Raw genomic sequence first — 22,670 nt, 5'->3', positions numbered from 1 at the left:
GCTGCAGAGGCCCCCAGCCACATCGGCTGGGGGCCTCTCGTGCGCAGGGGCAGCCCACGGCCGGGGGTGCGTCAGAGGGAGAGCGACCCGTCGGGGCGACGCCGGACGAGGCCGTCCGCCAGCAGGGAGGCCAGCGCGCGCTCGGCCTGGGCTCGATCGGCGGGCCACAGCGCCAGGAGTGCCTGCTCGGGGGCGGCGTCGGCCGCGCGCAGCGCCGCCAGCACCACGCCCCGGCACTGCCGGTCGGTCCCGGCGTAGGCCTGCCCCACCCGGGGTGGTCCGTCCCAGGCGGGACGCCCGGCGGCCAGCCAGGCGCAGGCGTCCTGGACGGGGCAGCCGCCGCAACGCGGCGAATCGGCCGTGCAGACCAGGGCCCCCAGCTCCATGGAGGACGCCGCCCAGGTGGCGGCGTCGGCGTCCGATGCGGGAAGCCAGGCCGTGGCCCGCTCACGCTCCGCCTTCGTGAGGGTGGCCGGGGCGAACGCGGTGCCGCCCTCCAGCCGGGCCAGCACCCGGCGGACGTTGGTGTCGAGCACCACGTGGCGCCGACCGTGCGCGAAGGAGGCGATGGCGGCGGCCGTGTACTCGCCGACGCCGGGCAGGGCGCGCAGGTCGACCGGGTCGGCGGGTACCTGACCGCCGTGCTCGTCGCGGATCGCCGTGGCGGCGGCGTGCAGGCGCTGGGCCCGCCGCGGGTAGCCGAGTCGTCCCCAGGCCCGGACGGCCTCGCCCACGCCCTCGGCGGCCAGGTCGGCGGGGGTGGGCCACCGCTCCAGCCAGGAGTGCCACACGGGCAGGACCCGGATCACCGGCGTCTGCTGCAGCATGAACTCGCTCACCATGACGCCCCAAGGCGTGCAGTCGGGGTCGCGCCAGGGCAGCGGGCGCGCGTGCTCGGCATACCAGGCCGCCACGCGGGCGACGAGGGCGGGTCGATCCATCTAGCTGGTGAGGGCCCGCTCGGCGATGTGCGCCAACCCGTCACGGATGTTGTGGGCGATCTCGGGAGTGACGCCCTCGACGGTCATCAACTGGGCCATGGAGACGGAGTAGAGCCCGTTCAGGTCACCGAACGCCTCGATGAGCCGCCCGCGCACGCCGGCCGGCAGGCGCGGGATGGACGCGAGCTGGCGGTAGCCCCGCGGGCGGACGTGGGAATCCAGGTGGAGGTCGGCGCCGAAGCCGAGCGCTCGGGCGACCAGGACGATGTCGAACAGTTCCTGGTCGTCGAGGCGGGTGAGGTGGGCGAACGGCATCGCCTCGGCCTCCTCGGCCACGTAGTCGCGCTGCAGCAGCGACGAGAGCGGGGTCAGGTCGTCGACGAGGTCGTGCAGCTGCAACGCCGCCAGCCGGCCGTCACCGCCCAGGGCGCTGATGTAGGTGGTGGCCTCGTCTGCGAGCCGATTGACCATCTCGACCCGTTGCGCCACGTGGGCGAGGTCGCGGAGCGTGACGCTGTCGTGCACCTCGAGGGTGGTCAGGCGATCCAGGGCGAGGTTGAGTCGTTGCCGGGTGCCCTGGATGGCCGAGAGGGCCTGCCCGGCGCGGTCCAGCAGCTGGTCGGGGCGTGGGACCACCTGGCGTCCGGCGCCGGCGAACAGGGAGATCGTGCCCATGGACGCCGACACGGTCACGACGGGCAGGCCTACCTGCCGGGCGACGCGTTCGGCCGTGCGGTGTCGCGTCCCGGTCTCGGAGGTGGGCACCTCGGGTGCCGGGGAGAGGTGTACGGCCGCCGCGACGATCCGGGTCAGGTCGGTGCTCAGCACGATCGCGCCGTCCATCTTGGCCAGCTCCCGCAGGCGGGTGGCGTTGAACGGGACGTCGATGCCGAAGCCGCCGGTGGAGATCGCCTCCAGCGCGGGGTTGGTGCCCAGCACGACCAACGCGCCGGTGTGGCTGCTGACGATGCGGTCGAGCCCGTCGCGCACCGGGGTGCCCGGCGCCAGCTGGACGATCTCGTCCGGCAAACGTCCGATGGTCACGTGCACCTCCTGGGGTCGCCGGCCATTCTAGTGGTTCTGGGAGGCGGAGCCGGCGGGGGACCCCTGCCCCCGCTTGCGCTCGTCCAGCCGGACGATCTTGCCGGGCTCCGTGCCGAAGGCGGCCCGGAGCGCCTCGTCGATGGAGGTGACCTCGACGACCTTCAGCCCCGCGGGCGTGGCCTCCTTGCCCGACCCCGCGGGCACGATGGCCCGGTCGAAGCCCAGTCGGGCCGCCTCGGCCAGCCGTCGCCCCAGCGCCGGGACCCGGCGGACCTCGCCCGACAGGCTCACCTCCCCGATGGCCAGCAGCTTGCCCACCGGCTCCTCATCACGCAGCGCGGACGCCACGGCGACGGCCAGCGCCAGATCCGCCGCCGGGTCGCTCAGCCGGACGCCGCCCACGGTCGAGGCGTACACGTCACGGGTGTGCAGCTTGTGCCCCGCCCGGCGCTGCAGCACCGCCAGGGTCATGGTGACCCGCGCGTTCTCCAGCCCGTGGGTCATGCGGCGCGGCTGCTGCAGGCTCGTCGGGACGACGAGCGCCTGCACCTCGGCCACGAGCGGACGACGCCCCTCCAGGCTCACGGTCACACAGGTTCCGGCCGTCGGACCGCGGCTGGACGTGAACAGCCCCGAGGGGTCGGGCACCTCGCGGATGCCCGTCTCGGTCATCTCGAAGCAGCCCACCTCATCGGCCGGCCCGTACCGGTTCTTGGTCGCGCGGACCATGCGGAACCCGCCGTGCCGCTCGCCCTCGAAGCTCAGCACCACGTCGACGAGGTGCTCCAGGGTGCGGGGGCCGGCGAGTGCCCCGTCCTTCGTCACGTGGCCGATGATCAGCACCGCCATGTTGCGCCGCTTCGCCGTGCGGACGAGCGCGTTCGTCACCTCCCGGACCTGTGCGACGCCTCCCGCCACCCCGTCGGTGCCCTGGGCCTGGACGGTCTGCACCGAGTCGAGAACCAGCAGGCTGGGGGAGTGCTCCTCGATGTGGCCGAGCACCACACCCAGGTCGGACTCCGCCGCGAGGAACAACTCGTCGTGCAGCGCACCGGTCCGGTCCGCGCGCAGGCGTACCTGGGACGAGGACTCCTCGGCCGTCACGTAGAGCGTCCGCCGCCCCTGGGCCGACCAGCGGGCGGCCACCTCGAGCAGCAGGGTCGACTTGCCGACGCCGGGCTCACCACCCAGCAGGACGACGGCGCCCGGCACCAGCCCGTCGCCGAGCACCCGGTCGAGTTCGCCGATGCCGGTGCGGACGCCGCGGGCCGCGGCGGCCTCGACCTGCGTGATGCGCAGGGCCGGCTGCACCGGGCGTCGGGCGGCCACGGTGCGGGGAGACGTCGGCTCCCCCTCCGCGAGGCTGCCCCAGGCCTGGCACTGGGCGCAGCGGCCCACCCAGCGCCCGGTCGTCCAGCCGCACTCGGTGCAGCGATAGCTCGTGGTGGTCTTGGCCATGGCTCCAACCTAGGGCCCGGCACAGACGAAACCGGACGCCGTGGCGTCCGGTTCCGTCACCCTCGCGTCAGATCGTGACGATCCCGTTGGGGCAGCGGAAGGTGACCGCCTCGATGCCCGGCATGCCGTTGGGCGAGTTGAAGGTCAGTGCGATGCCGTCGAAGACAGGGCCGAGTTCCTCGCCGATCCACTCCGAGACGCGCTCGCGGGAGCCGGACAGGCGGATCTCCAGCAGCTCGACGGGCTCGGGTGCCAGGGCGGACGGGCGGAGATCCTCCTCGCTGGTCCACTTCACGAAGAAGGGGAGCTGCGGGTCGGCCATCAGGCCCTTGATGCCGATCTGGCGCCACTCGAGTCGGCGACCGTCGGGGAACTGGCGGGACCCCTCGACGGATTCCCGCTCCAGGCGGGCCTCCAGCGGGGCCATGTCGTCCACCTCGAGGACCCACGCGAGCCAGCCACCACCCATGTCGGTGCGGGCCCGGACGGCCTGCCCGAAGACGGCCTTCTCCGCGGCCGGGTGCTCGAGGACCTCGACGACCTCGAGGTAGCGGCCACCCTCGATGGTGATGATGTTGTTGCGCGTGCCGAAGCGCGGGTGGAACCCGCCATCGCGGAACTTGACGCCCAGCGCCTCCTCGAGGCGGGTGACGGCGGGGGCCAGTCCGTCGGGTCCGGCGGCGAACGAGAGATTGGACAGGCGCATGGCAGCATTGAAACTCATCCGCGCGGAGCGCGCCAATCGGTCGCATATGCCCTAGTGGGCGCAGATGTCACGAGATCGAGACAGGTCGGTCCCTCGAGGGTCGGGCCACCCGGGGGAGGGGGCGCCTCTATGCTGAACGGCGTGATCGGTGAGCGCGAGGGGCCCGGCGCCGGGCTGGAGCGGGCGCCCGGGGCCCGGGGTGCGGCCTCCGTGGCCGGGGCCACGCCGCCCCGTCCCCGGCACCTGACCGAGGTGCTGCTGGTGCTCGGTGTCTCGCTCGGCCAGTCGGCGGTGTATTCGCTGCTGTCGATCCTCGAGAAGCTCACGCGTGAGGTCCCCCTCAACCAGCAGACGACGTCCATGAACAATTCGGTCACGCCGGATCGCCCCTGGCTGGACCTGGCGTACCAGCTCGCGGGCATCGGCTTCCCGTTGGTTCCGATGCTGCTGTCCCTGTACCTGCTCAAGCTCACCGGCGACCGGGGGCGGATCGGGTTCGACCCACGGCGTCCGGGCTTCGACCTGGGGCGCGGCTTCCTCGCCGCGGCCGTCATCGGTGTCCCGGGGCTCGCCTTCTACTTCGCCGCGCGTGAGTTGGGCTTCAACACCAACGTCGCGCCCGCCAACCTGGCGCAGAACTGGTGGACCGTCCCCGTCCTGGTCGGGTACGCGCTGATGAACGGCCTGCTCGAGGAGGTCGTCATGCTCGGCTACCTCCTGCGGCGCCTCGAGCAGATGCGCCTGGGACCGTGGGTGGCGATCGCCGTGAGCGCCGTGGTCCGGGGTGCGTACCACCTGTACCAGGGCTTCGGCGGCTTCGTCGGCAACATCGTCATGGGCCTGGTCTTCGGTGGGCTGTACCGCCGGTGGGGCCGGGTGATGCCGCTCGTGGTCGCGCACGTGATCCTGGACCTGGTCAGCTTCCTCGGCTACGCCCTCATCGCGCCGTACGTCGACTGGTTCTGAGGCAACGCGGTGGGACACCTCGCGGCGGCGAGGGTGTCCCAACGTAGGATGGTCCCCATGCGTGTTGGTGTCTTCGGTGCGACCGGTCAGGTCGGTCAGGTCATGCGTGCCCTCCTCGAGCAGCGGGAGTTCCCCCTCGACGAGGTCCGCTTCTTCAGTTCGGCCAAGTCGGCCGGCACGGTGATCCCGTTCAAGGGCGAGGACATCACGGTCGAGGACACCGCGACGGCGGACTTCGCCGGCCTCGACATCGCCATCTTCTCCGCCGGCGCGACCATGTCGCGCGAGTACGCACCCAAGGTGGCGGCGGCGGGCGCCATCGTGGTCGACAACTCCTCGGCCTGGCGCAAGGATCCGGACGTCCCGCTGGTCGTCAGCGAGGTCAACCCGGAGGACGCGGTGAACCCGCCCAAGGGGATCATCGCGAACCCGAACTGCACCACCATGGCTGCGATGCCGGTGCTCAAGCCGCTGCACGACGCGGCGAAGCTGACCCGCCTCACCGTCGCCACCTACCAGGCCGTCTCCGGCTCGGGCATCAAGGGCGTCGAGGCGCTGGTCGCCCAGGTCAAGGAGATCGAGGATCCGGCCGTGCTGGCCCTCGACGCCTCGCAGGTCCCCACCGGTGAGACCGCGCCCTACGTCGCGCCCATCGCCTACAACGTGGTCGCGCTCGCGGGCAGCCTGCTCGACGACGGCTCGGGCGAGACGGACGAGGAGGCCAAGCTCCGCAACGAGTCGCGCAAGATCCTCCACATCCCCGACCTCCTCGTCTCCGGCACCTGCGTCCGCGTGCCCGTGTTCTCCGGTCACTCGCTGGCGGTCCACGCCGAGTTCGCGCAGGACATCACGCCCGAGCAGGCGCTCGAACTGCTGGCGGACGCCCCCGGCGTCCAGGTGGTCGACCTGCCGAACCCGCGTGTCGCCGCCGGTGCGGACGATGTCTTCGTGGGCCGGGTGCGCCAGGACCAGGGCGTCCCGGGGCAGAAGGGTCTCGTGCTCTTCATCACCGGCGACAACCTGCGCAAGGGTGCCGCGCTGAACGCCATCCAGGTCGCCGAACTGCTGGTCAAGAAGTGAGCCACACCGCCCTCATCGGCACGGGTGTCATGGGGGAGACCCTGCTCGCCGGCCTGTTGAAGGCGGGCTGGGCCCCCACGGACCTGGTGGGCGCCGACCGTCGCGAGTCGAGGCGCCACGAGCTGGAGGGGCGCTACGGCGTCCGGACGGTCGCCCACGCCGCGGACGCCGTGGAGGGGGCCGACACCGTCCTGCTGGTCGTGAAGCCCCAGGACGTCAGCGACCTGCTCCCGCTGCTCGCACCGCGGATGGCGCCGAGTGCGTTGGTGGTCTCGCTCTGCGCCGGTGTGACGACCGCCCAGCTCGAAGCCGGCCTCCCCGAGGGGACGGCCGTCGTCCGCGTCATGCCGAACACGCCGGCCCAGGTGTCGGAGGGCATGTCCGCCATCTCGGCGGGCGCGCACGCGAGCGAGGTCGACCTGGAGAAGGCCGTCAACATCATGGAGGCCGTCGGGCGCGCCGTCGTGGTGCCCGAGCGCTACCAGGACGCCATCACCGCGATCTCGGGGTCGGGCCCGGCGTACCTGTTCTTCGTCGTGGAGGCGATGATCGACGCCGGCGTCATGCTCGGCCTGCCGCGCGACCTCTCCACCACGCTGGTCAACCAGACCATGTTCGGGTCGGCCAAGCTGCTGGTGGATTCCGACAAGCACCCGAACCTCCTCCGCGAGATGGTCACCTCGCCGGCCGGAACCACCGCCGCCGCCCTGCGCCACCTCGAGGAACGCTCCGTCAAGGCCGCCTTCATGGCCGCGATGGAGGCTGCCCGCGATCGGTCCGCGGAGCTGGGCAGGGGCTGACCCGGGTCCGGCGCCCGGGGCGTTTCGACTGGTGGCGGTCGTTTGGTCGCTCCCCGGTCGTGGCAGTAGGATGCTGTCCTTGCGGGCCCGGTCTCGGGTGCGCAGCAACCATTCATCCCCGCCCCTGAGGTTCGGGGGCGTCCTGAGGAGTAACACGTGGGTTCTGTCATCAAGAAGCGTCGCAAGCGGATGTCCAAGAAGAAGCACCGCAAGCTGCTGAAGAAGACGCGCATCCAGCGCCGCCGCGCAGGCAAGTGACCTCCGCGCACCCAGCGACGCAGTCGGACGCCCGTGTGGTGGTCCTGACGCGTCGGGGGTGCCATCTCTGCGACGAGGCGCTCGCGATCATCGAGACGGTCTGCCGGGAACGTGACGTGTCCTGGCAGGCCGTCGACGTCGATGGAGACCCCGGCCTGCGCAGGCAGTACACCGACCACGTGCCCGTGACGTTCGTCGACGGGCGGCAGTTGAGTCTCTGGTTCGTCGACGCCGGGCAGCTCGCCGACGCCCTCGGCTGAGCGCCTATCCTTGCGGCCATGCAGCCCACCATCGTCCATGTGTGCCGGCACGGGCAGGTCCTGAACCCGGACCATGTCCTGTACGGCCGTCTCCCCGGGTACGGGCTGAGCGAACTGGGTCGGGTCATGGCGGAGCGGCTCGCCGACCACTTCGCGGAGGTGCCGTTGGACGCCTTGTTCGTCTCGCCGCTCCAGCGCGCCAATGAGACCCTGGCCCCCATCGCCGCCCGCCACCCGCACCTCCCGATCACCGAGGACGAACGGGTCACCGAGGCGGCCAATGTCTTCGAGGGCCGCAGCTTCGGCCGTTACAACCAGAGGCTCCTGCTCCCGGAGAACGCATGGCGGATGCGCAACCCGTTTCGCCCCTCCTGGGGGGAGCCCTACCGCGAGGTGGCGGCCCGCATGCGCACGGCGCTGGGCGACATGGCGGCGTCCGTGCCGGCCGGAGGCCAGGCGCTCGTGGTGTCCCACCAGCTGCCGATCTACATCGCCCGTCTGGACGCCGAGGGTCGCAGCCACCTGCACAACCCCGCGAACCGGGAGTGCCGACAGGCCTCGGTCACGAGCTTCCACTACGTCGATGGGCGGGTGGTCGAAGTGGAGTACCGCGAGCCGGTCGCGGATCTGTACCCCGTCGGACGCCGGCTCTTCCGGCCGGGGATGTGATGGCAGTGTCGCTCTCGGCACGGTCCAGGGCGGTGGCGCTGATGGCGTCCGCCGCCGTTCTCATCAGCGGGTGCGCCAGCAGCGTCCCGGCGGCGGAGGGTGGATTCGTCGGCGGTGACGGATCCTTGACGATCGTCCCGGTCGCGGACCGCCGGCCGGCCCCGCGCATCACGGGCGAACTGCTGGGTGGTGGCACCTTCGACTCGGACTCCATCGAGGGCAAGGTCATCGTCTACAACGTCTGGGGCAGTTGGTGCGCGCCCTGCCGCAAGGAGGCGCCCGCGCTCGAGGCCGCTGCCCGTGACACCGCGGACGTCGCCCAGTTCGTGGGCATCAACACCCGCGACCTCGACCAGGCCCCGGCGCTCGCGTTCTCGCGCGCGTTCGACGTCACCTTCCCCAGCGTCTTCGACCCCGACGGCCGCGAGTTGCTCAAGTTCGGCTCGCAGTTGCCGCCGAGCGCGATCCCGTCGACCCTCGTCGTGGACACCGAGGGCCGCATCGCCGCGCGCGTCCTGGGTGAGGTCACCGAGGGCACCGTCAAGGGCCTCATCGACGACGTGGCGGCCGGCAAGTGACCCCGCTCGACATCGGCGCGTGGTTCGCCCAGGCCGCCGGCGGTTCGATGCTGCTGGCGCTACCCGTCGCCGTGGTCGCCGGCGTGGTCTCGTTCTTCTCCCCGTGCGTCCTGCCGCTGCTGCCGGGCTACCTGTCGTACGCGACCGGCCTCTCGGCGTCCGACGTCACGTCGGGGACCGGCAGCCGCGGGCGGATGGTGCTCGGCACGAGCCTGTTCATCGGTGGTTTCGCGCTCGTCTTCGTCTCCACCGGTGCGCTGTTCGGTGGGCTCGGCAGCCTCCTGCTCACCTGGAGCCGCCCCATCTCGATCGTCATCGGCATCATCGCGATCGTGCTGGGGTTGGTGTTCGCCGGGGTGATCAACATCGGTCAGGGCACCTACCGGATGGGCGGCCGCGCGCCGGCCGTCGGCCTCGCGGCCGCACCGCTGCTGGGCATCGTGTTCGGCCTGGGGTGGACGCCGTGCATCGGCCCGACGTTGTCGGTCGTCCTGACGCTGGCCCTGAACGAGGGCACGGCCGTCCGTGGCGCGGTCCTCGCCCTGGCGTACGCGCTGGGCCTCGGCGTCCCGTTCCTGCTGGCCGGCCTGGCGTTCGACAGGTTCGCCGGCGCCCTGGACTGGGTCAAGCGCCACCACGGCCTGCTGCAGAAGCTCGGCGGCGGGGTGATGGTGCTCGTCGGAGCGCTGCTGGTCACCGGGTTGTGGGATCGCCTGATGGCCGTCTTCCGCCAGTGGGCCTCGGCTTACGGACTGGTGATCTGAGTGGCGCTGCTCCGACTTTTCTGGGTTCAGCTGACGTCGATGCGGACGGCACTGTTGCTGCTGCTCACCCTCGCCCTGGTCGCCATCCCCGGTTCGCTGCTCCCGCAGCGCCCGATCGCGCCGATCCGGGTCAACGACTGGAAGGCCGCCAACCCGTCGGTGGCAGACCTCTACGAGGCACTCGGACTGTTCGACGTCTACGGTTCGCCGTGGTTCGCCGCGGTCTACCTGCTGCTGACGGTGTCGCTCATCGGGTGCATCGCGCCCCGCATCGCCCTCTACGCCAAGGCGGTCCGCCAGCCGCCGGCCCGGACGCCCAAGCGCCTGGATCGCCTCCCGGCCAGCGCGTCCGGCCCGACGACCCTGGCGGCGGAGGCGGCCCTCGGCAACGCCGAGGTCCTGCTGCGGGGCAAGCGCTTCCGGGTGCGGCGCGAAGGGGGAGCGGTCGCCGCGGAGCGGGGCTACCTGCGCGAGTTCGGCAACATCCTGTTCCACCTGAGCCTGGCCCTGATGCTCGTCGGCGTCGCCTGGAACACCATGTTCCACTACCGGGGCGAGGTCGTGGTCGTCGAGGGGCAGGCGTTCAGCAACAACCTGACCCAGTACGACGACTTCTCCGCCGGTGCCGCGTTCAAGCCCTCGGAACTGCAGCCGTTCACGATCTGGGTGGACAAGTTCGTCGCCAAGTTCGAGACCGGTGAGGTCCAGCGGGGCGCGGCCCGCGTCTTCGAGGCGAACGTGCGCATCGCGCACGGCACCGGTGCGCCTGAACAGGCCAGGATCGAGGTCAACCACCCTCTGGCCGTCGACGGCACCCAGGTGCACCTGATCGGTCACGGGTACGCGCCGGTCGTGACCGTGACGGACCCGCGAGGTGACGTCGCCTTCTCCGGCCCGGTGGTCTTCCTGCCCCAGGACGGCAACTTCACCTCGCTCGGCGTGATCAAGGCCCCCGACGCCCGCCCGAACCGCCTCGGCTTCGAGGGCTTCTTCCTGCCGACGGCCGTCGTCGACGAGCGCGGCCCCCACTCCGTGTTCCCGGACGCCCTGGCCCCCGAGTTGTTCGTCAACGTCTGGACCGGCCCGCCGCGCGACGAGACCGGACTTCCCGAGTCGGTCTACTCCATCAACAAGACGGGCCTGGAGCAGATGAGGACCGACGACGGCAAGATCGTCACGTTCCGGATCGCACCGGGGCAGGCCATCGACCTGCCGGACGGCTCCAGCCTGTCGTTCGACGACTGGCGCCGGTGGACCAAGCTGCAGATCTCGAACGAGCCCGGCCTGTGGCTCGTCATCGCCTCCGTCCTCCTGGCGGTGATCGGGATGTTGCTGAGCCTGTACATTCGGCCGCGCCGCCTCTGGGTCCGCGTGGTGGACACCCCCGCGGGGCCGCGCGTGGAGGTCGGTGGCCTCGACCGGGCCGAGTCCTCGACCGGGCTGGAGGAGGATGTGGCCGAACTGGCGTCGGCCGCCGGCGTCGAGGGCGCGGACACCCACGCGGACGACGAGGATCGCGTGCACGAGAAGGAGAACGCATGAGCACCGCCTATTCGAGCCTGCCGATGGTGCTGTCGGCCGTCCTCTACCTGCTGGCCATGGTGGCTCACGCGGTCGAGTGGGCGGCGGACCGGCGTCCGGTGCGCGAGCCCGCGCCCGTCGCGGCGGGCGATACCGGGGGCATCGCGACGGCGATCCCCGGGGCCGCAGCGGAATCGGAGCACCGCGTCCGACTGTTCGGGCGCATCGGCGTGGCCCTGACGGTTGTCGGAGCGCTCGCGCACATCGCCGGGGTCGTGCTCCGCGGCGTGGCCGCCGAACGCCTGCCGTGGGGCAACATGTACGAGTTCGTCACCAGCGCGTTGGCCTTCGCGGTGGTCTTCCACCTCGTGCTCGTCTGGCGCCGCGGCTGGACCTGGCTGGGCCTGCCGGTCACCCTGCTGTTGTCGGTCGGGCAGGGGCTCGCCGTGACCGTCTTCTACGTGGCGATCGCCCCGCTGGTGCCGGCGCTGCACTCGGTGTGGTTCATCGTCCACATCGTCGCGGCGGCGGTGTCGGCGGCGGCGTTCAACGTGGCCGCGATTTCGGCGATCCTCTATCTGGTCCGCACCCGCGCCGAGGCCAGGGGCGAGGTCACCGGCTACCTCGCGCGCCTGCCGAAGGCGGCTGCGCTCGACGACCTCTCGTTCCGCGTGCACCGCTTCGCGTTCCCGCTGTGGACCTTCACGATCCTGGCCGGGGCCGTCTGGGCCGACTACGCCTGGGGGCGGTTCTGGGGCTGGGACCCGAAGGAGACGTGGTCCCTGATCACCTGGGTCGTCTACGCCGCCTACCTCCACGCCCGCGTCACCGCCGGCTGGAAGGGGGTCCGCGCCGCCTGGCTCGCGATCCTGGGTGTGGTGACCTTCTGGTTCAACTTCGTCGGGGTCAACCTGCTGACCGTCGGGCTGCACTCGTACGCCGGCATCTGAGCCTTCTGGAAGACTGGCGCCGTGCGCCACTTCGACCTCATCATCATCGGCTCCGGCTCCGGCAACTCGATCGTCGACGCACGTTTCGACGACTGGGACGTCGCTCTGATCGACGACGGGGTCCGCTTCGGTGGCACCTGCCTGAACCACGGCTGCATCCCCACCAAGATGTTCGTGCTGCCGGCGGACGCCCTGCGTGCTCCGGAGGGTGCGGCGGCGATGGGCGTCACGGCACCGCAACCCACCGCGGACTGGAGGACGGTCAGGGACCGCATCTTCGGCCGCATCGACCCCATCAGCTCCGGCGGGGAGGCCTGGCGCGCCCAGGCCGCCAACGTGACCCTGTACCGCGACACCGCGCGCTTCGTCGGTGAGCGGACGCTCCAGGTCGCGGGCGAGACCATCACCGCCGACAGGATCGTCGTCGGCGCCGGTTCGCGCTGCACCTCCCCGGAGACCATCGAGGGCCTGGCCCAGGCGTGGGCGTCCCAGCGCGTCCACAATTCCGACACCGTCATGCGGATCGAGGCACTGCCCGAGCGGATCGTCATCTTGGGCGGGGGCTTCATCGCGGCCGAGTTCGCCCACGTGTTCTCCGCCTTCGGCGCCCGCGTCACGGTGGTGGCCCGGTCAGGCGTCATGCTCCGACGCGAGGACGACGAGATCTCCCGCCGCTACACCACCGCGGCGGTCGAGCACTTCGACCTCCGCCTGGGGCACGTGACCCGGCGCGTGGATGCGGACGCCCATGGTGTCCGCATCCTCACCGTCGACAACGGCGGTGAGGAACACGTCATCGAGGGCGACCTCCTGCTCGTGGCGACAGGGCGCCGCCCCAACAGCGACCGGGTGGACACCGAGGCCGGCGGCATCGCCACGGACGAGGAGGGCTTCATCGTCGTCGACGAGCAGCAGCGCACCAACGTCGAGGGGGTCTGGGCGTTGGGCGACGTCTCCTCGCCGTCCATGCTCAAGCACGTGGCCAACCACGAGGCGCGGGTCGTCCAGCACAACCTGCTGCACCCCGAGGCTCCGATGACCAACGTGTTGGGCCCGATCCCGCACGCGGTGTTCGGACACCCGCAGGTGGCCGCGGTCGGACTCACGGAGACCGAGGCCCGCGCCGCCGGGTTCGACGTCGCGGTGGCGGTTCAGGAGTACGGCAGCACCGCCTACGGGTGGGCCCTGGAGGACACCCACAGCTGCGTGAAGCTCATCGCCGACAAGCAGACCCGGCAGCTGCTCGGGGGTCACATCATCGGGCCGCAGGCGTCCTCCCTCATCCAGCCGGTGATCCAGGCGATGGCGACCGGGCTCGACGTGCCCACGATGGCGCGGGGACAGTACTGGATCCACCCGGCGCTGCCCGAGGTCGTCGAGAACGCGCTGCTGGAGCTGGGCCTGACCGCTTCGTGAGGCCTCAGGACTCGACGCGCAGCTGGCCCTGGACCTGCCGGGCCGTGGCCAGCAGCTCCGGCCTGCTGTCGGGGATCGAGGCGTAGTACAGGCTCGCGGATTCCGGGCCGGTGTTGACGACCATGATGATCGCGGTCTCGCCCTTCTCCTTCAGGTTCGGGATGTCGAAGGTGAGGTGCATCTCGGTCACCCACGCATCGTGCCCGTCGACGGTCGTGGCCTGGCTGACGCGGTCGGAGCGTGCCACCTCCGCGTCGGCGTAGAAGACGCCCAGGACGCACTGCGTGATGATCTGGGCCCCCTGCCGGGGGTCGAAGAAGCCGTCGCCGGCCACGAGCTCGCCCACGACGATCGACGCGACCCAGCTGGCGTTGCCCTCGTAGTTCGGCTCGACCATCACGGACTGGCCGTAGACGTCGCGCCCGAAGGGGACGCGCACCTCCTGCTCGACGGGTCCCCAGGGCTCGCCCAGCTGCGGGTAGGACAGTTTGCCGCCCTGCACCCGTCCGGGCGGGTTGGTGTGCTGGGTGGGCTCGGTCAGGATGCGCTTGGGCGGGCACACGTTGGCCGTCGGGTTGGACGCCGGCCGATCGCCACCGAACGGGCCCAGGCGTCCGCCCCCGAGCAACTGGAGGGACGCCACGACCAGCGCCACGAGCACGATGCCGACCAGTCCGAGGACGACCAGGGGGCCACGGCCGGAGCGGCGGGGGCCCGTGTCACCGTAGGCGTCCTGCCAATCCCGGCCCGCCCCCTGGCCGCCGTCGTGCATCGGCAGGGGCCCGGTGCCGGTCGAGGCGTCGAAGGGTTGGTACGGATCAGGCCGGGGCGGACCCGCGTACGGCTGGTCCGTGACCCGGGTCGTCCACTGCGAACCGTCCCACCACCGGAACAGCCCCTGCTGGCCGCCGGGATCGGGGTACCACCCTGCCTCGCTCATGCCCCGAGTCTAGGTGGGCGCCCCCGACGCATTTCCGGGTGGCAGAACCCCGAGAATCCTCGGGGTCCTGCCACCCGGAAATGCATTCGGGCGGCGCCGGCGAGCCAGCGCCGCGGATGCCGATCAGCCGAAGCGGCCGGTGATGTAGTCCTCGGTGGCCTTGACCGACGGGGTCGAGAAGATCTTCTCGGTGGTGTCCATCTCGATGAGCTTGCCGGGCTGGCCCGTGCCGGCGATGTTGAAGAAGGCCGTGGTGTCGGAGACGCGGGCGGCCTGCTGCATGTTGTGGGTCACGATCACGATCGTGTAGTTGGCTTTCAGCTCCTGGATCAGGTCCTCGATGGCCAGGGTCGAGATCGGGTCGAGGGCCGAGCAGGGCTCGTCCATGAGAAGGACCTCGGGGGACATGGCGATCGCGCGCGCGATGCAGAGGCGCTGCTGCTGGCCGCCGGACAGGCCGGAGCCGGGCAGGTCAAGTCGGTGCTTGACCTCCTCCCACAGGTTGGCGCCGCGCAGCGCCTTCTCGGCAATGTCGTCCTGCTCGGACTTGGAGAGGCCCTTCTTGTTGAGGCGCAGGCCGGCGAGCACGTTCTCCTTGATGGACATCGTCGGGAACGGGTTCGGACGCTGGAACACCATGCCCACCTTGCGGCGGACGTTGACCGGGTCGACGCCGGGGCCGTAGAGGTCCTCGCCGTCGAGGAGGATCTCCCCGTCGACGTAGGCACCCGGGATGACCTCGTGCATGCGGTTCAGCGTGCGCAGGAACGTGGTCTTGCCACAGCCGGACGGACCGATGAAGGCCGTGACGGCCCGCGGTTCGATGGTCATGCTGACACCCTCGACGGCCTTGAACTTGCCGTAGTAGATGTCGACGTCGTTGGCTTCGATTCGCTTGGACATTGTGCTGTGGACTCCTTGTTACCGGCCGGCCTTGGGCGCGAACCGCTTGGCAATGATACGGCCGATGAGGTTGAGGGTCATGACGATGAGGATGAGGGTGAGGGCGCCGGCCCAGGCGCGGTCGACGAACGCCTCCTGCGGCACGCTGCGGTAGGCGTACTGGCCGTAGACGAACGTGGGCAGCGTCATCATCGGCCCCGAGAAGAAGTTGTCGTTCGTGCTCTGGGTGAACCCCGCGGCGATCATCAGCGGAGCCGTCTCACCGATGATGCGGGCGATGGCCAGGATGACACCCGAGATGATGCCGGAGATGGCGGTCGGGAGGACGATCTTGAGGATCGTGCGCCACTTCGGGACGCCGAGGGCGTAGGACGCCTCGCGCAGTTCGTTGGGGACGATGCGGAGGAGTTCCTCGCACGACCGCACGACGACCGGGATCATCAGCACGGACAGCGCGATCGAGCCGGAGAGGCCGGACACGAAGCCCGGGCGGAACAACAGGCCGAACAGCGCGTAGGCGAACAGGCCGGCCACGATGGACGGGATGCCGGTCATCACGTCGACGAAGAACGTGATGCCGCGGGCGAGTGCCCTGCCCTGACCGTACTCGGCGAGGTAGATGGCCGTCAGCAGGCCGATCGGCACCGAGATCAGCGTCGCGAAGCCGGTGATGGCGAGCGTGCCCCAGATGGCGTGGACGGCGCCGCCGCCCTCGCCCACGATGTTGCGCATCGAGTAGGAGAAGAACATCGCGTCGAAGCGGTTCGCACCCTGCGCGATCGTGGTGAACGCCACCCAGATGAGCGGGACGAGGGCCAGCATGAAGGCGCCGTAGACGAAGCCCTGCATGAGCCGGTCGGTGCCCTTGCGGCGGCCCTCGACGCTCGCGGAGGCGATGTAGATCGTGACCTGGTAGAGCAGGAAGGCGAAGAGTGCGGCGAGGGCGGGGTTGAAGTCGCCCGTCAGCGCGCTGGCGAGGATGCCCAGCACGATGGCAACGGTGATCAGGGCCGGGTTGATCCACCGGGGCAGTTGGCCCGCGGTCAAGGTTGCCGCGCTGGGATGAGTCAGGGTCGTCATGTCAGTTGGCTCCCGAGTAGGCGGCGCGGCGGGCCACGATCGCGCGGGCGCCCATGTTGACCGCGAGCGTGATCACGAACAGGACCAAGCCGGCGGCGATCAGCTGGTTGACGGCGATGCCGGAGGACTCGGGGAAGTCAAGGGCGATGCGGGCAGCGATCGTCATCGGATTCTGCTGGCTGAGCATCTCGACCTTGATCACGTTGGCACCCGAGAGCACCATGGCGACGGCCATGGTCTCGCCCAGCGCGCGGCCCAGGCCGAGCATGATGGCGGACACCATTCCGGCCCGCGCGAAGGGGATCACGGCCATCTGGATCATTTCCCAGCGCGTGGCGCCCAGAGCCAGGGCCGCCTCCTCGTGCAGCTTCGGGGTCTGCAGGAAGACCTCGCGGCACAGGGAGGTGATGATCGGCAGGATCATCACGGCCAGGACCAGCGACGTCGTCAGGATGGTGCGCCCGGTGCCCGAGGGTGACCCGGAGAAGAGGGGGATGAAGCCGAGGTAGGTGGTCAGCCACACGTGGAGCGGCTGCAGCGCGCCGGCCAGGGCCAGTCCGCCCCACAGGCCGTACACGACCGACGGCACGGCTGCCAGCAGGTCGATGACGTAGCCGAGGCCGGCGGCGAGCCGGCGGGGGGCGTAGTGCGAGATGAACAGGGCGATGCCGATCGAGACCGGGACGGCGAAGACGAGCGCCCAGAAGGCGGACCACACGGTGCCGAACGCGAGCGGCAGGACCCACGACCAGAACTCACCGAAGCCCCGTGCCTCGAGTTCCTCGGGGGTGGAGACCAGCGCGGGGAAGGCGAGGGCGACCAGGAACGTCGCCACGGCGCCGAGGATGATGAAGATCAGGATGCCCGAGCCGGTGGACAGGCCCTTGAAGACCCGGTCGCCGACACGCGGCTTGCTGGGGACGAGCGACGATCCCGGCTCTACCGGTCGCGCTTGGGTGGTGGTGCTCACGAATGCCTTCCCAAGATGTCATGGGCCCGGCCCGGGCCGACGGGGAGCGAGGAAACAGGGCAAAGCGAAGGGCCCGCCCCGGCCAGAGTACCGGGGCGGGCCTTCGGATATCAGGCGACCAGCGTCACTTGATCGAGTCGATGGACGCCTTGACGTTGGCCTCCATGGAGGAGGACAGCGGGGCGTTGCCGGCCTTGGCGGACGCATCGTTCTGGCCCTTGTTGGACGTGATGTAGGAGAGGTACTCCTTCACCAGCTTGCCCTTGGCGGCGTCCTTGTACTCCTCGCACACCATCGCGTAGGCGACCAGGGCGATCGGGTACTGGTTCTCGGCCTTGCGGTCGAGCTTGAGCGCCCAGTCGTGCTCAGCGCGGCCGTCCACCTTCTTGGCGTTGTCGACGAGCTTGGCGGCAGCCTCGGCCTCGGGGCCGAAGTGCTCGTTGCCGACCTTGACCTGGACGAAGTCGATGTCCGTGGCCTGGCCCGCGTCGGCGTAGCCGATGGTGTTGGCGCCCGACTTGACGGCGTCCACGACACCGGAGGTGCCCTTGGCGGCCTCACCGGCGAAGGCGGTCGGCCAGTCGCCGGAAGCCTTCTCGGACCACACCTCAGGAGCGGCCTGGGCGAGGTAGTCGGTGAAGTTCTCGGTGGTGCCCGAGTTGTCGGAGCGGTGCACGGCGGTGATCGCGGCGTCCGGCAGGGTCTTGCCGGAGTTCAGGGCGGCGATGGCCGGGTCGTTCCAGTTGGTGATCTTGCCCGAGAAGATGCCGGCGATCGCGGCGGCGTCGAGCTGCAGGTCCTTGACGCCCTCGACGTTGTAGATCACGGCGATCGGGGAGACGAAGACCGGCAGGTTCAGCGCGTTGGAGGTGGGGGCGCAGCTCGCGAAGTTGCCGGCGCCCATCTCCTCGTCCTTGAACGCGCGGTCCGAGCCCGCGAAGTCGGCAGCACCGGACTTGAAGGCGTCGCGGCCGGCGCCGGAGCCATCCGGGGAGTAGTTGACGGTGACCTTGGGGTTCGCGGTCTGGAACTGGGCGATCCAGGCGGTCTGGGCGGCGTTCATCGCCGAGGAGCCCTTACCGGTCAGGGTGCCCTCGAGGCTGGAGGCGGCGGCAGTGCTGCCACCGGCGTTGTTGGCCGGGGTGCCCTCGTTGGCCGCGCAAGCGGTCAGGGTCAGGGCGGCGGCGGTCAGGACGGCGAGCGGCGCGCCGATCTTCTGGAGCTTCAAGGTTCATCCTTTGCGAGCGAGCGTTCGGGGAGTGACCCCGAGGACTGGTCGGACCCAATTTCCGTCTCTGACGGTAGGGACCCGGCGTGAAGAGATTCGATCGCCAAGGTGAACGAACGGTTAACGAGTTGTCTCGATCTGGACAAGAAGCGCTTTTCTCCAGTCGAATTCCCTTGTGGAAGCGGTATGTGCGGGGCTACTGGCCGGCCGGCGCGTGTGCGGCAACCGTGCGGCAACTCCTCAGTTCCTGGGGCGGTGGAACTCCGTCGCCACGGCGCGCGCCTGCGCGTCGAGGTGCACGATGATCGCCGCGGCGGTCTGCATGGGTCGGTTCGGGACGCCCAGCGCCTCCAGCATGTCGGGCAGGACGGGGCGGTGGCCGCAGACGGCGGTGGGCGTCCGCGACTCCACGGCCTCGCGCGCGAGCTGTTGCACGACCGTGCGGACCCCGATCGGGTTGTCCTCGCCCACCTCCTCGGACAGCATCGCCCGGGCGTCGACCCCGATCCCCGTCTTCCGCGCGTACGGCGTCAACGTCTGCACGCACCGCGTGGAGGTGCTGGACGCCAGCGACCGGACCCCGAACGCCTCGAGCAGCGGGATCAGCCGCTTGCTCTGCTTGCGTCCGCGCGTGGTGATGGGGCGGTACTGGTCGCGCTTGGACCAGTTCTTGCGGTCCATGGCCTTCGCATGGCGCACGATGAGGAACGGCGTGGTGTCGGGGAAGGTCAGTGCCTGCCGGAGGACGTCCTTCTCGTCGTCGTAGGTCATCCGGGTGAACGCGTCGGCGGGGGTGAGCCAGGCGACCTTGTCGACCTCCTTGTCGGCCGCGCGCACCCGTGCCTCGATCGGCTGGGCGCGCCAGTAGTGGACGACCTTGGTCCCGCTCCCGATGGGATACCGGATCACGCCCAGGGGTTGGTGCAGCGCGACGCGCACGCCCGTCTCCTCCAGCGTCTCGCGCCCGGCCGCGACCGCCTCGTACTCATCGGGTTCGAGGTGTCCCTTCGGCAGGGACCAGTCGTCGTAGGAGGGCCGGTGGATCAGGAGGATGTGCGGCTCCTGGTCCGGTCGCTCCCGGATCGTCACCGTGCCGGCCGCGATCGTCAGCCTGCCCCGGCCCTTCACCGTGCTTCCTCGCGCTTGCTGGTGAGGGTGGCGATGAGGTGTTCCTGGAGGTCGAGCAGCGGAGTCCCGTCCTCAGCGGTGGTCCGCATCGTCCAGGTCGAGTCCTCCAGGTGCCAGGAAGCCGTGCCGGGGTCGAAGGCCAGGTCGAAGAGGTTCCCGATGGCCTCGGCGTGGCGCCGGTGCGGCACCGGGACGATCACCTCGACCCGGCGATCCAGGTTGCGGTGCATCAGGTCGGCGCTGCCGAGGCCCACCAGCGGTTCACCGCCGGCGGCGAACCAGTAGAGCCGGCTGTGCTCCAGGAAGCGGCCGAGGATCGAGCGCACCCGGATGTTCTCGCTCAGGCCCGGCACGCCCGGACGGACGACGCACATGCCGCGCACCCACAGGTCGACCGGCACCCCCGCCCGGGAGGCCCGGTAGAGGCCGTCGACGACCTTCTCGTCGACCAGGGCGTTCACCTTCATCCGCACGCCGGCGGGCCGCCCCGCGCGGGCGTGCTCGATCTCGCGGTCGATGGCGGCGAGCAGTTCGGTCCGCACGCTGCGGGGGGCGACCAGGAGCCGGCGATACGCCATGTCCCGGGTGACCCCGGACAGGTGGTTGAAGACGCGGCCGACGTCCTCGGTGATGACCGGGTCGGAGGTGAGCAGGCCCATGTCCTCGTAGTGGCGGGCGGTGTTGGGATGGTAGTTGCCCGTGCCGATGTGGGTGTACCGCCGCAGCCCCTCGGGTTCGTCCCGGACGACGAGGCACAGCTTGGCATGGGTCTTGAGCCCCACCAGCCCGTAGACGACGTGGCATCCCGCGCGTTCCAGCTTGCGGGCCCAGCGGATGTTGGCCCTCTCGTCGAAGCGCGCCATGATCTCGACCACGACCAGCACCTGCTTGCCGGCCTCGGCCGCCTCGACGAGGGCGTCCACGATGGGCGAGTCGCCGGAGGTGCGGTAGAGCGTCTGCTTGATGGCGAGGACCGCGGGATCGGCGGCCGCCTGTTCGATGAAGCGCTGGACCGAGGTGGCGAAGCTGTCGTAGGGGTGGTGGACGAGCACGTCGCGCTCGCGGAGGGCGCTGAACAGATCGGCCGGCTTGCTGGTCTCGACCTCCGACAGGTCGGGGTGCGTCTGGGGCAGGAACGCGCTGTAGCTCAGGTCCTCCCGCGCGGAGTGGGCGGCGATCTCGGACAGACCCGTCAGGTCGAGGGGAGCGGGGAGGTGGAAGACCTCGGCCTCCGAGACGTCCAGTTCGTCCACGAGGACGTCCAGCAGTTCCTGGGGGATGCCGCGTTCCACCTCGAGGCGGACAGGGGGGCGCCCGACCTTGCTGCGCAGCAGTTCCTGCTCCAGCGCGTGGAGGATGTTCTCGGCGTCGTCCTCCTCGACCTCGAGGTCCTCGTTGCGGGTGACCCGGAAGGTGGTCCACGCCAGCAGTTCGGTCCCGGGGAACAGCGTGTGCAACTGATGGCCGATGATGTCCTCGATCGTGAGGTAGCGGCCGCCCTCCAGCGCCGTGAAGCGGGGCAGGATCGTGGGCACCTTGATCCGGGCGAACTGTCGGTTGCCGTTGACCGGGTTGCGCACCAGGACGGCGATGTTGACCGACAGGCCCGAGATGTAGGGGAACGGGTGGGACGGGTCGACCGCCAGCGGGGTGAGGATCGGGTAGATGCGTTCCTCGAACAACCGCCCCATCCGCTCCTGCTCGGCACGGGAGAGAGCGTCCCACCCCACGATGCGGATGCCCTCATCGGCCAATGCGGGCCGCACCTCGTCGCAGAACACGCGTGCTTGGTCGTCGGTCAGTTCCCGGACCCGGGCCAAGATCATGTCGTGCAGGTCGCGGGGCAGGATCCCGGAGGCCCCCGGCAGGGCGAGTCCCGCCGCGATGCGCCGCTTGAGTCCCGCGATGCGCACCATGAAGTACTCGTCCAGGTTCGAGCTGAAGATCGACAGGAAGCGGACGCGCTCGAGCAGCGGGATGCGCGCGGCATCCTTGGCGAGGTCGAGCACCCGGTTGTTGAAGTCGAGCCACGACAACTCACGATCGTGGAAGCGGCCGCCGGGGAGCGTCGGGGTCGCCAACGGTTCGGGCACGCTCGTCACCAGCCTTCCTGCCGCAGGGTTCAGTCCCGGGGAGCCGGGCGATAGAGCGTATCGGTGTGGACCACCCGGAAGCCACTGCGGTGGTAGAGGCCGACAGCGGGGGTGTTGCCGGCGTCCACGTAGAGGATCACCCGGCTGGCACCTCCTGCCGCGAGGTGGTGAAGGCCGGCATCGAGCAGGACCCCTCCCAGGCCGCGCCCGGACCCGCGCGGGTGCACGCCGAGGACGTACACCTCGCCCGTGTTGGCGTCGTGGCGCTTGGTCCAGTGGAACCCGACGACGCCCTCGTCGTCCTCGGCGAGAATGAGGCCCGCCGGATCCCACCAGGGTTCGGCCCGGCGGCTGGCCAGGTCGGACGCCGAGAAGTGGCCCTGCTCGGGGTGGCCGGCGAAGGCCGCCGCGTTGACGGTGAGGAAGGCGTCCGCGTCCGCATCGGTGAACGGGCGGAGGGTGATCCCCCCGGGTACCGGCCGTGGGGCACTCGCCTCGAGGCCGCGTTCCATGATGTGCAGCCCGCGGGCGGGCACCAGCCCGATCCTGGCCGCGAAGCGCTGGGCCGCGTGGCGGTCGCCGAACGCCCAGAGGGCGGGCTCGGCGACATCGGCGGCCAGTGCTGCGTAAAGCGCGGTGCCGTGCCCGCGGCGGCGGTGGTCGGGGTGCACGACCACTTGCCCGGTTGCGTTGGCCGGTTGCCACTGGGCATAGCCCACCAAGTGGTCGTCGTGGGAGGCGAGCCAGTGCAGCGCGTCCTCGCGGCCGAGCTGGAGGAATGCCTCCTCGTTCAGCGGCGCGACACCGTCCGCTGCCGCCGCGGCAGCCGCGAGGGCCTCGACGGCGTCGCGCTGGGGGCTGGTGAGCGAAGTGAGCTGGTCCACCCCGCCACCATAACCGGCGGGGCTGGGTCCCAC

General features: G+C 70.6%; 23 protein-coding genes. 11 read left to right on the top strand and 12 right to left on the bottom strand.

The window, feature by feature from the left end; translation table 11 throughout:
- Positions 1 to 71: 71 nt before the first annotated feature.
- From AC5YDA_RS10825 to AC5YDA_RS10810, 4 genes are all read right to left on the bottom strand, one after another.
- Entirely contained in the window at positions 72 to 941 is an 870-nt protein-coding gene (locus AC5YDA_RS10825; RefSeq protein ID WP_496192999.1) for an HhH-GPD family protein, read from the bottom strand.
- Positions 942 to 1,985 (bottom strand): DNA integrity scanning diadenylate cyclase DisA, encoded by a 1,044-nt coding sequence (gene disA / locus AC5YDA_RS10820; RefSeq protein WP_496192998.1) that lies wholly within the window; start codon positions 1,983 to 1,985, stop codon positions 942 to 944.
- A 27-nt stretch (positions 1,986 to 2,012) separates the two neighbouring features.
- Positions 2,013 to 3,443, bottom strand: coding sequence for a DNA repair protein RadA (radA, locus tag AC5YDA_RS10815; protein WP_496192997.1), 1,431 nt, complete (start codon positions 3,441 to 3,443; stop codon positions 2,013 to 2,015).
- 67 nt (positions 3,444 to 3,510) lie between these two features.
- Positions 3,511 to 4,149: a VOC family protein gene (locus tag AC5YDA_RS10810; RefSeq protein ID WP_496192996.1), complete on the bottom strand. Its 639-nt coding sequence runs from the start codon at positions 4,147 to 4,149 to the stop codon at positions 3,511 to 3,513.
- 210 nt (positions 4,150 to 4,359) lie between these two features.
- Between AC5YDA_RS10810 and AC5YDA_RS10805 the strand changes: the two genes are divergently transcribed.
- The 11 genes from AC5YDA_RS10805 to AC5YDA_RS10755 all read left to right on the top strand — a co-directional run bounded on the left by AC5YDA_RS10805 (position 4,360) and on the right by AC5YDA_RS10755 (position 13,411).
- Positions 4,360 to 5,115 carry a CPBP family intramembrane glutamic endopeptidase gene (locus AC5YDA_RS10805; protein ID WP_496193020.1) on the top strand — a complete coding sequence of 252 codons (756 nt, stop codon included), beginning with the start codon at positions 4,360 to 4,362 and terminating at the stop codon, positions 5,113 to 5,115.
- A 57-nt stretch (positions 5,116 to 5,172) separates the two neighbouring features.
- A complete protein-coding gene (locus AC5YDA_RS10800) occupies positions 5,173 to 6,195 on the top strand; it encodes an aspartate-semialdehyde dehydrogenase (protein WP_496192995.1) in 1,023 nt (340 codons plus the stop codon).
- Positions 6,192 to 6,995 carry a pyrroline-5-carboxylate reductase gene (gene proC / locus AC5YDA_RS10795; protein ID WP_496192994.1) on the top strand — a complete coding sequence of 268 codons (804 nt, stop codon included), beginning with the start codon at positions 6,192 to 6,194 and terminating at the stop codon, positions 6,993 to 6,995. Before AC5YDA_RS10800 ends, proC begins: the two co-directional genes overlap by 4 nt.
- 156 nt (positions 6,996 to 7,151) lie before the next feature.
- The gene (locus AC5YDA_RS10790) at positions 7,152 to 7,253 is read left to right on the top strand and encodes a 30S ribosomal protein bS22 (RefSeq protein ID WP_081636672.1); all 102 of its coding nucleotides are present in this window, start codon (positions 7,152 to 7,154) and stop codon (positions 7,251 to 7,253) included.
- A complete protein-coding gene (locus AC5YDA_RS10785) occupies positions 7,250 to 7,513 on the top strand; it encodes a glutaredoxin family protein (RefSeq protein ID WP_496192993.1) in 264 nt (87 codons plus the stop codon). The genes AC5YDA_RS10790 and AC5YDA_RS10785 overlap by 4 nt, the downstream gene beginning before the upstream one ends.
- Before the next feature lie 18 nt (positions 7,514 to 7,531).
- Entirely contained in the window at positions 7,532 to 8,182 is a 651-nt protein-coding gene (locus AC5YDA_RS10780) for a histidine phosphatase family protein (protein ID WP_496192992.1), read from the top strand.
- The gene (locus AC5YDA_RS10775) at positions 8,182 to 8,760 is read left to right on the top strand and encodes a TlpA family protein disulfide reductase (protein WP_496192991.1); all 579 of its coding nucleotides are present in this window, start codon (positions 8,182 to 8,184) and stop codon (positions 8,758 to 8,760) included. Before AC5YDA_RS10780 ends, AC5YDA_RS10775 begins: the two co-directional genes overlap by 1 nt.
- 47 nt (positions 8,761 to 8,807) lie before the next feature.
- The gene (locus tag AC5YDA_RS10770; RefSeq protein ID WP_496193019.1) at positions 8,808 to 9,524 is read left to right on the top strand and encodes a cytochrome c biogenesis CcdA family protein; all 717 of its coding nucleotides are present in this window, start codon (positions 8,808 to 8,810) and stop codon (positions 9,522 to 9,524) included.
- A 39-nt stretch (positions 9,525 to 9,563) separates the two neighbouring features.
- Positions 9,564 to 11,066 carry a cytochrome c biogenesis protein ResB gene (resB, locus tag AC5YDA_RS10765; RefSeq protein WP_496192990.1) on the top strand — a complete coding sequence of 501 codons (1,503 nt, stop codon included), beginning with the start codon at positions 9,564 to 9,566 and terminating at the stop codon, positions 11,064 to 11,066.
- Entirely contained in the window at positions 11,063 to 11,995 is a 933-nt protein-coding gene (gene ccsB / locus AC5YDA_RS10760; protein ID WP_496192989.1) for a c-type cytochrome biogenesis protein CcsB, read from the top strand. The genes resB and ccsB overlap by 4 nt, the downstream gene beginning before the upstream one ends.
- A gap of 21 nt (positions 11,996 to 12,016) precedes the next feature.
- The gene (locus AC5YDA_RS10755; RefSeq protein ID WP_496192988.1) at positions 12,017 to 13,411 is read left to right on the top strand and encodes a mycothione reductase; all 1,395 of its coding nucleotides are present in this window, start codon (positions 12,017 to 12,019) and stop codon (positions 13,409 to 13,411) included.
- 4 nt (positions 13,412 to 13,415) lie between these two features.
- Here AC5YDA_RS10755 and AC5YDA_RS10750 read toward each other — a convergent pair whose 3' ends face one another.
- The 8 genes from AC5YDA_RS10750 to mshD form a co-directional block, all read right to left on the bottom strand.
- Positions 13,416 to 14,351 carry a DUF2510 domain-containing protein gene (locus AC5YDA_RS10750; RefSeq protein ID WP_496192987.1) on the bottom strand — a complete coding sequence of 312 codons (936 nt, stop codon included), beginning with the start codon at positions 14,349 to 14,351 and terminating at the stop codon, positions 13,416 to 13,418.
- A gap of 123 nt (positions 14,352 to 14,474) precedes the next feature.
- Positions 14,475 to 15,254: a phosphate ABC transporter ATP-binding protein PstB gene (gene pstB, locus AC5YDA_RS10745; RefSeq protein ID WP_496192986.1), complete on the bottom strand. Its 780-nt coding sequence runs from the start codon at positions 15,252 to 15,254 to the stop codon at positions 14,475 to 14,477.
- Positions 15,255 to 15,272: 18 nt separating this feature from the next.
- On the bottom strand, positions 15,273 to 16,334 hold the full coding sequence (gene pstA / locus AC5YDA_RS10740) for a phosphate ABC transporter permease PstA (protein ID WP_496192985.1): 1,062 nt from the start codon (positions 16,332 to 16,334) through the stop codon (positions 15,273 to 15,275).
- A gap of 1 nt (position 16,335) precedes the next feature.
- Positions 16,336 to 17,304, bottom strand: coding sequence for a phosphate ABC transporter permease subunit PstC (pstC, locus tag AC5YDA_RS10735; protein WP_496192984.1), 969 nt, complete (start codon positions 17,302 to 17,304; stop codon positions 16,336 to 16,338).
- A gap of 124 nt (positions 17,305 to 17,428) precedes the next feature.
- Positions 17,429 to 18,532 (bottom strand): phosphate ABC transporter substrate-binding protein PstS, encoded by a 1,104-nt coding sequence (pstS, locus tag AC5YDA_RS10730; RefSeq protein WP_496192983.1) that lies wholly within the window; start codon positions 18,530 to 18,532, stop codon positions 17,429 to 17,431.
- A 240-nt stretch (positions 18,533 to 18,772) separates the two neighbouring features.
- Positions 18,773 to 19,660 (bottom strand): NUDIX hydrolase, encoded by an 888-nt coding sequence (locus AC5YDA_RS10725; protein ID WP_496192982.1) that lies wholly within the window; start codon positions 19,658 to 19,660, stop codon positions 18,773 to 18,775.
- Positions 19,657 to 21,762 carry an RNA degradosome polyphosphate kinase gene (locus tag AC5YDA_RS10720; protein ID WP_496192981.1) on the bottom strand — a complete coding sequence of 702 codons (2,106 nt, stop codon included), beginning with the start codon at positions 21,760 to 21,762 and terminating at the stop codon, positions 19,657 to 19,659. The genes AC5YDA_RS10725 and AC5YDA_RS10720 overlap by 4 nt, the downstream gene beginning before the upstream one ends.
- A 20-nt stretch (positions 21,763 to 21,782) precedes the next feature.
- Positions 21,783 to 22,637: a mycothiol synthase gene (mshD, locus tag AC5YDA_RS10715; RefSeq protein WP_496192980.1), complete on the bottom strand. Its 855-nt coding sequence runs from the start codon at positions 22,635 to 22,637 to the stop codon at positions 21,783 to 21,785.
- Positions 22,638 to 22,670: the final 33 nt, after the last annotated feature.

Source organism: Propioniciclava sp. LT294 (assembly GCF_059516005.1).
The sequence above is the reverse complement of the archived record's forward strand: the minus strand, read 5'-3'. Positions and strand labels throughout refer to the sequence as shown.

Bases quoted from the DNA above. Each gene is read 5' to 3' on its own strand.
- AC5YDA_RS10825 (WP_496192999.1), bottom strand. From the start codon at position 941: ATGGATCGACCCGCCCTCGTCGCCCGCGTGGCGGCCTGGTATGCCGAG.
- pstB (WP_496192986.1), bottom strand. From the start codon at position 15,254: ATGTCCAAGCGAATCGAAGCCAACGACGTCGACATCTACTACGGCAAG.
- AC5YDA_RS10750 (WP_496192987.1), bottom strand. From the start codon at position 14,351: ATGAGCGAGGCAGGGTGGTACCCCGATCCCGGCGGCCAGCAGGGGCTG.
- AC5YDA_RS10780 (WP_496192992.1), top strand. From the start codon at position 7,532: ATGCAGCCCACCATCGTCCATGTGTGCCGGCACGGGCAGGTCCTGAAC.
- pstA (WP_496192985.1), bottom strand. From the start codon at position 16,334: ATGACGACCCTGACTCATCCCAGCGCGGCAACCTTGACCGCGGGCCAA.
- AC5YDA_RS10800 (WP_496192995.1), top strand. From the start codon at position 5,173: ATGCGTGTTGGTGTCTTCGGTGCGACCGGTCAGGTCGGTCAGGTCATG.
- AC5YDA_RS10770 (WP_496193019.1), top strand. From the start codon at position 8,808: ATGCTGCTGGCGCTACCCGTCGCCGTGGTCGCCGGCGTGGTCTCGTTC.
- radA (WP_496192997.1), bottom strand. From the start codon at position 3,443: ATGGCCAAGACCACCACGAGCTATCGCTGCACCGAGTGCGGCTGGACG.
- ccsB (WP_496192989.1), top strand. From the start codon at position 11,063: ATGAGCACCGCCTATTCGAGCCTGCCGATGGTGCTGTCGGCCGTCCTC.
- AC5YDA_RS10810 (WP_496192996.1), bottom strand. From the start codon at position 4,149: ATGCGCCTGTCCAATCTCTCGTTCGCCGCCGGACCCGACGGACTGGCC.
- AC5YDA_RS10775 (WP_496192991.1), top strand. From the start codon at position 8,182: ATGGCAGTGTCGCTCTCGGCACGGTCCAGGGCGGTGGCGCTGATGGCG.
- resB (WP_496192990.1), top strand. From the start codon at position 9,564: ATGCGGACGGCACTGTTGCTGCTGCTCACCCTCGCCCTGGTCGCCATC.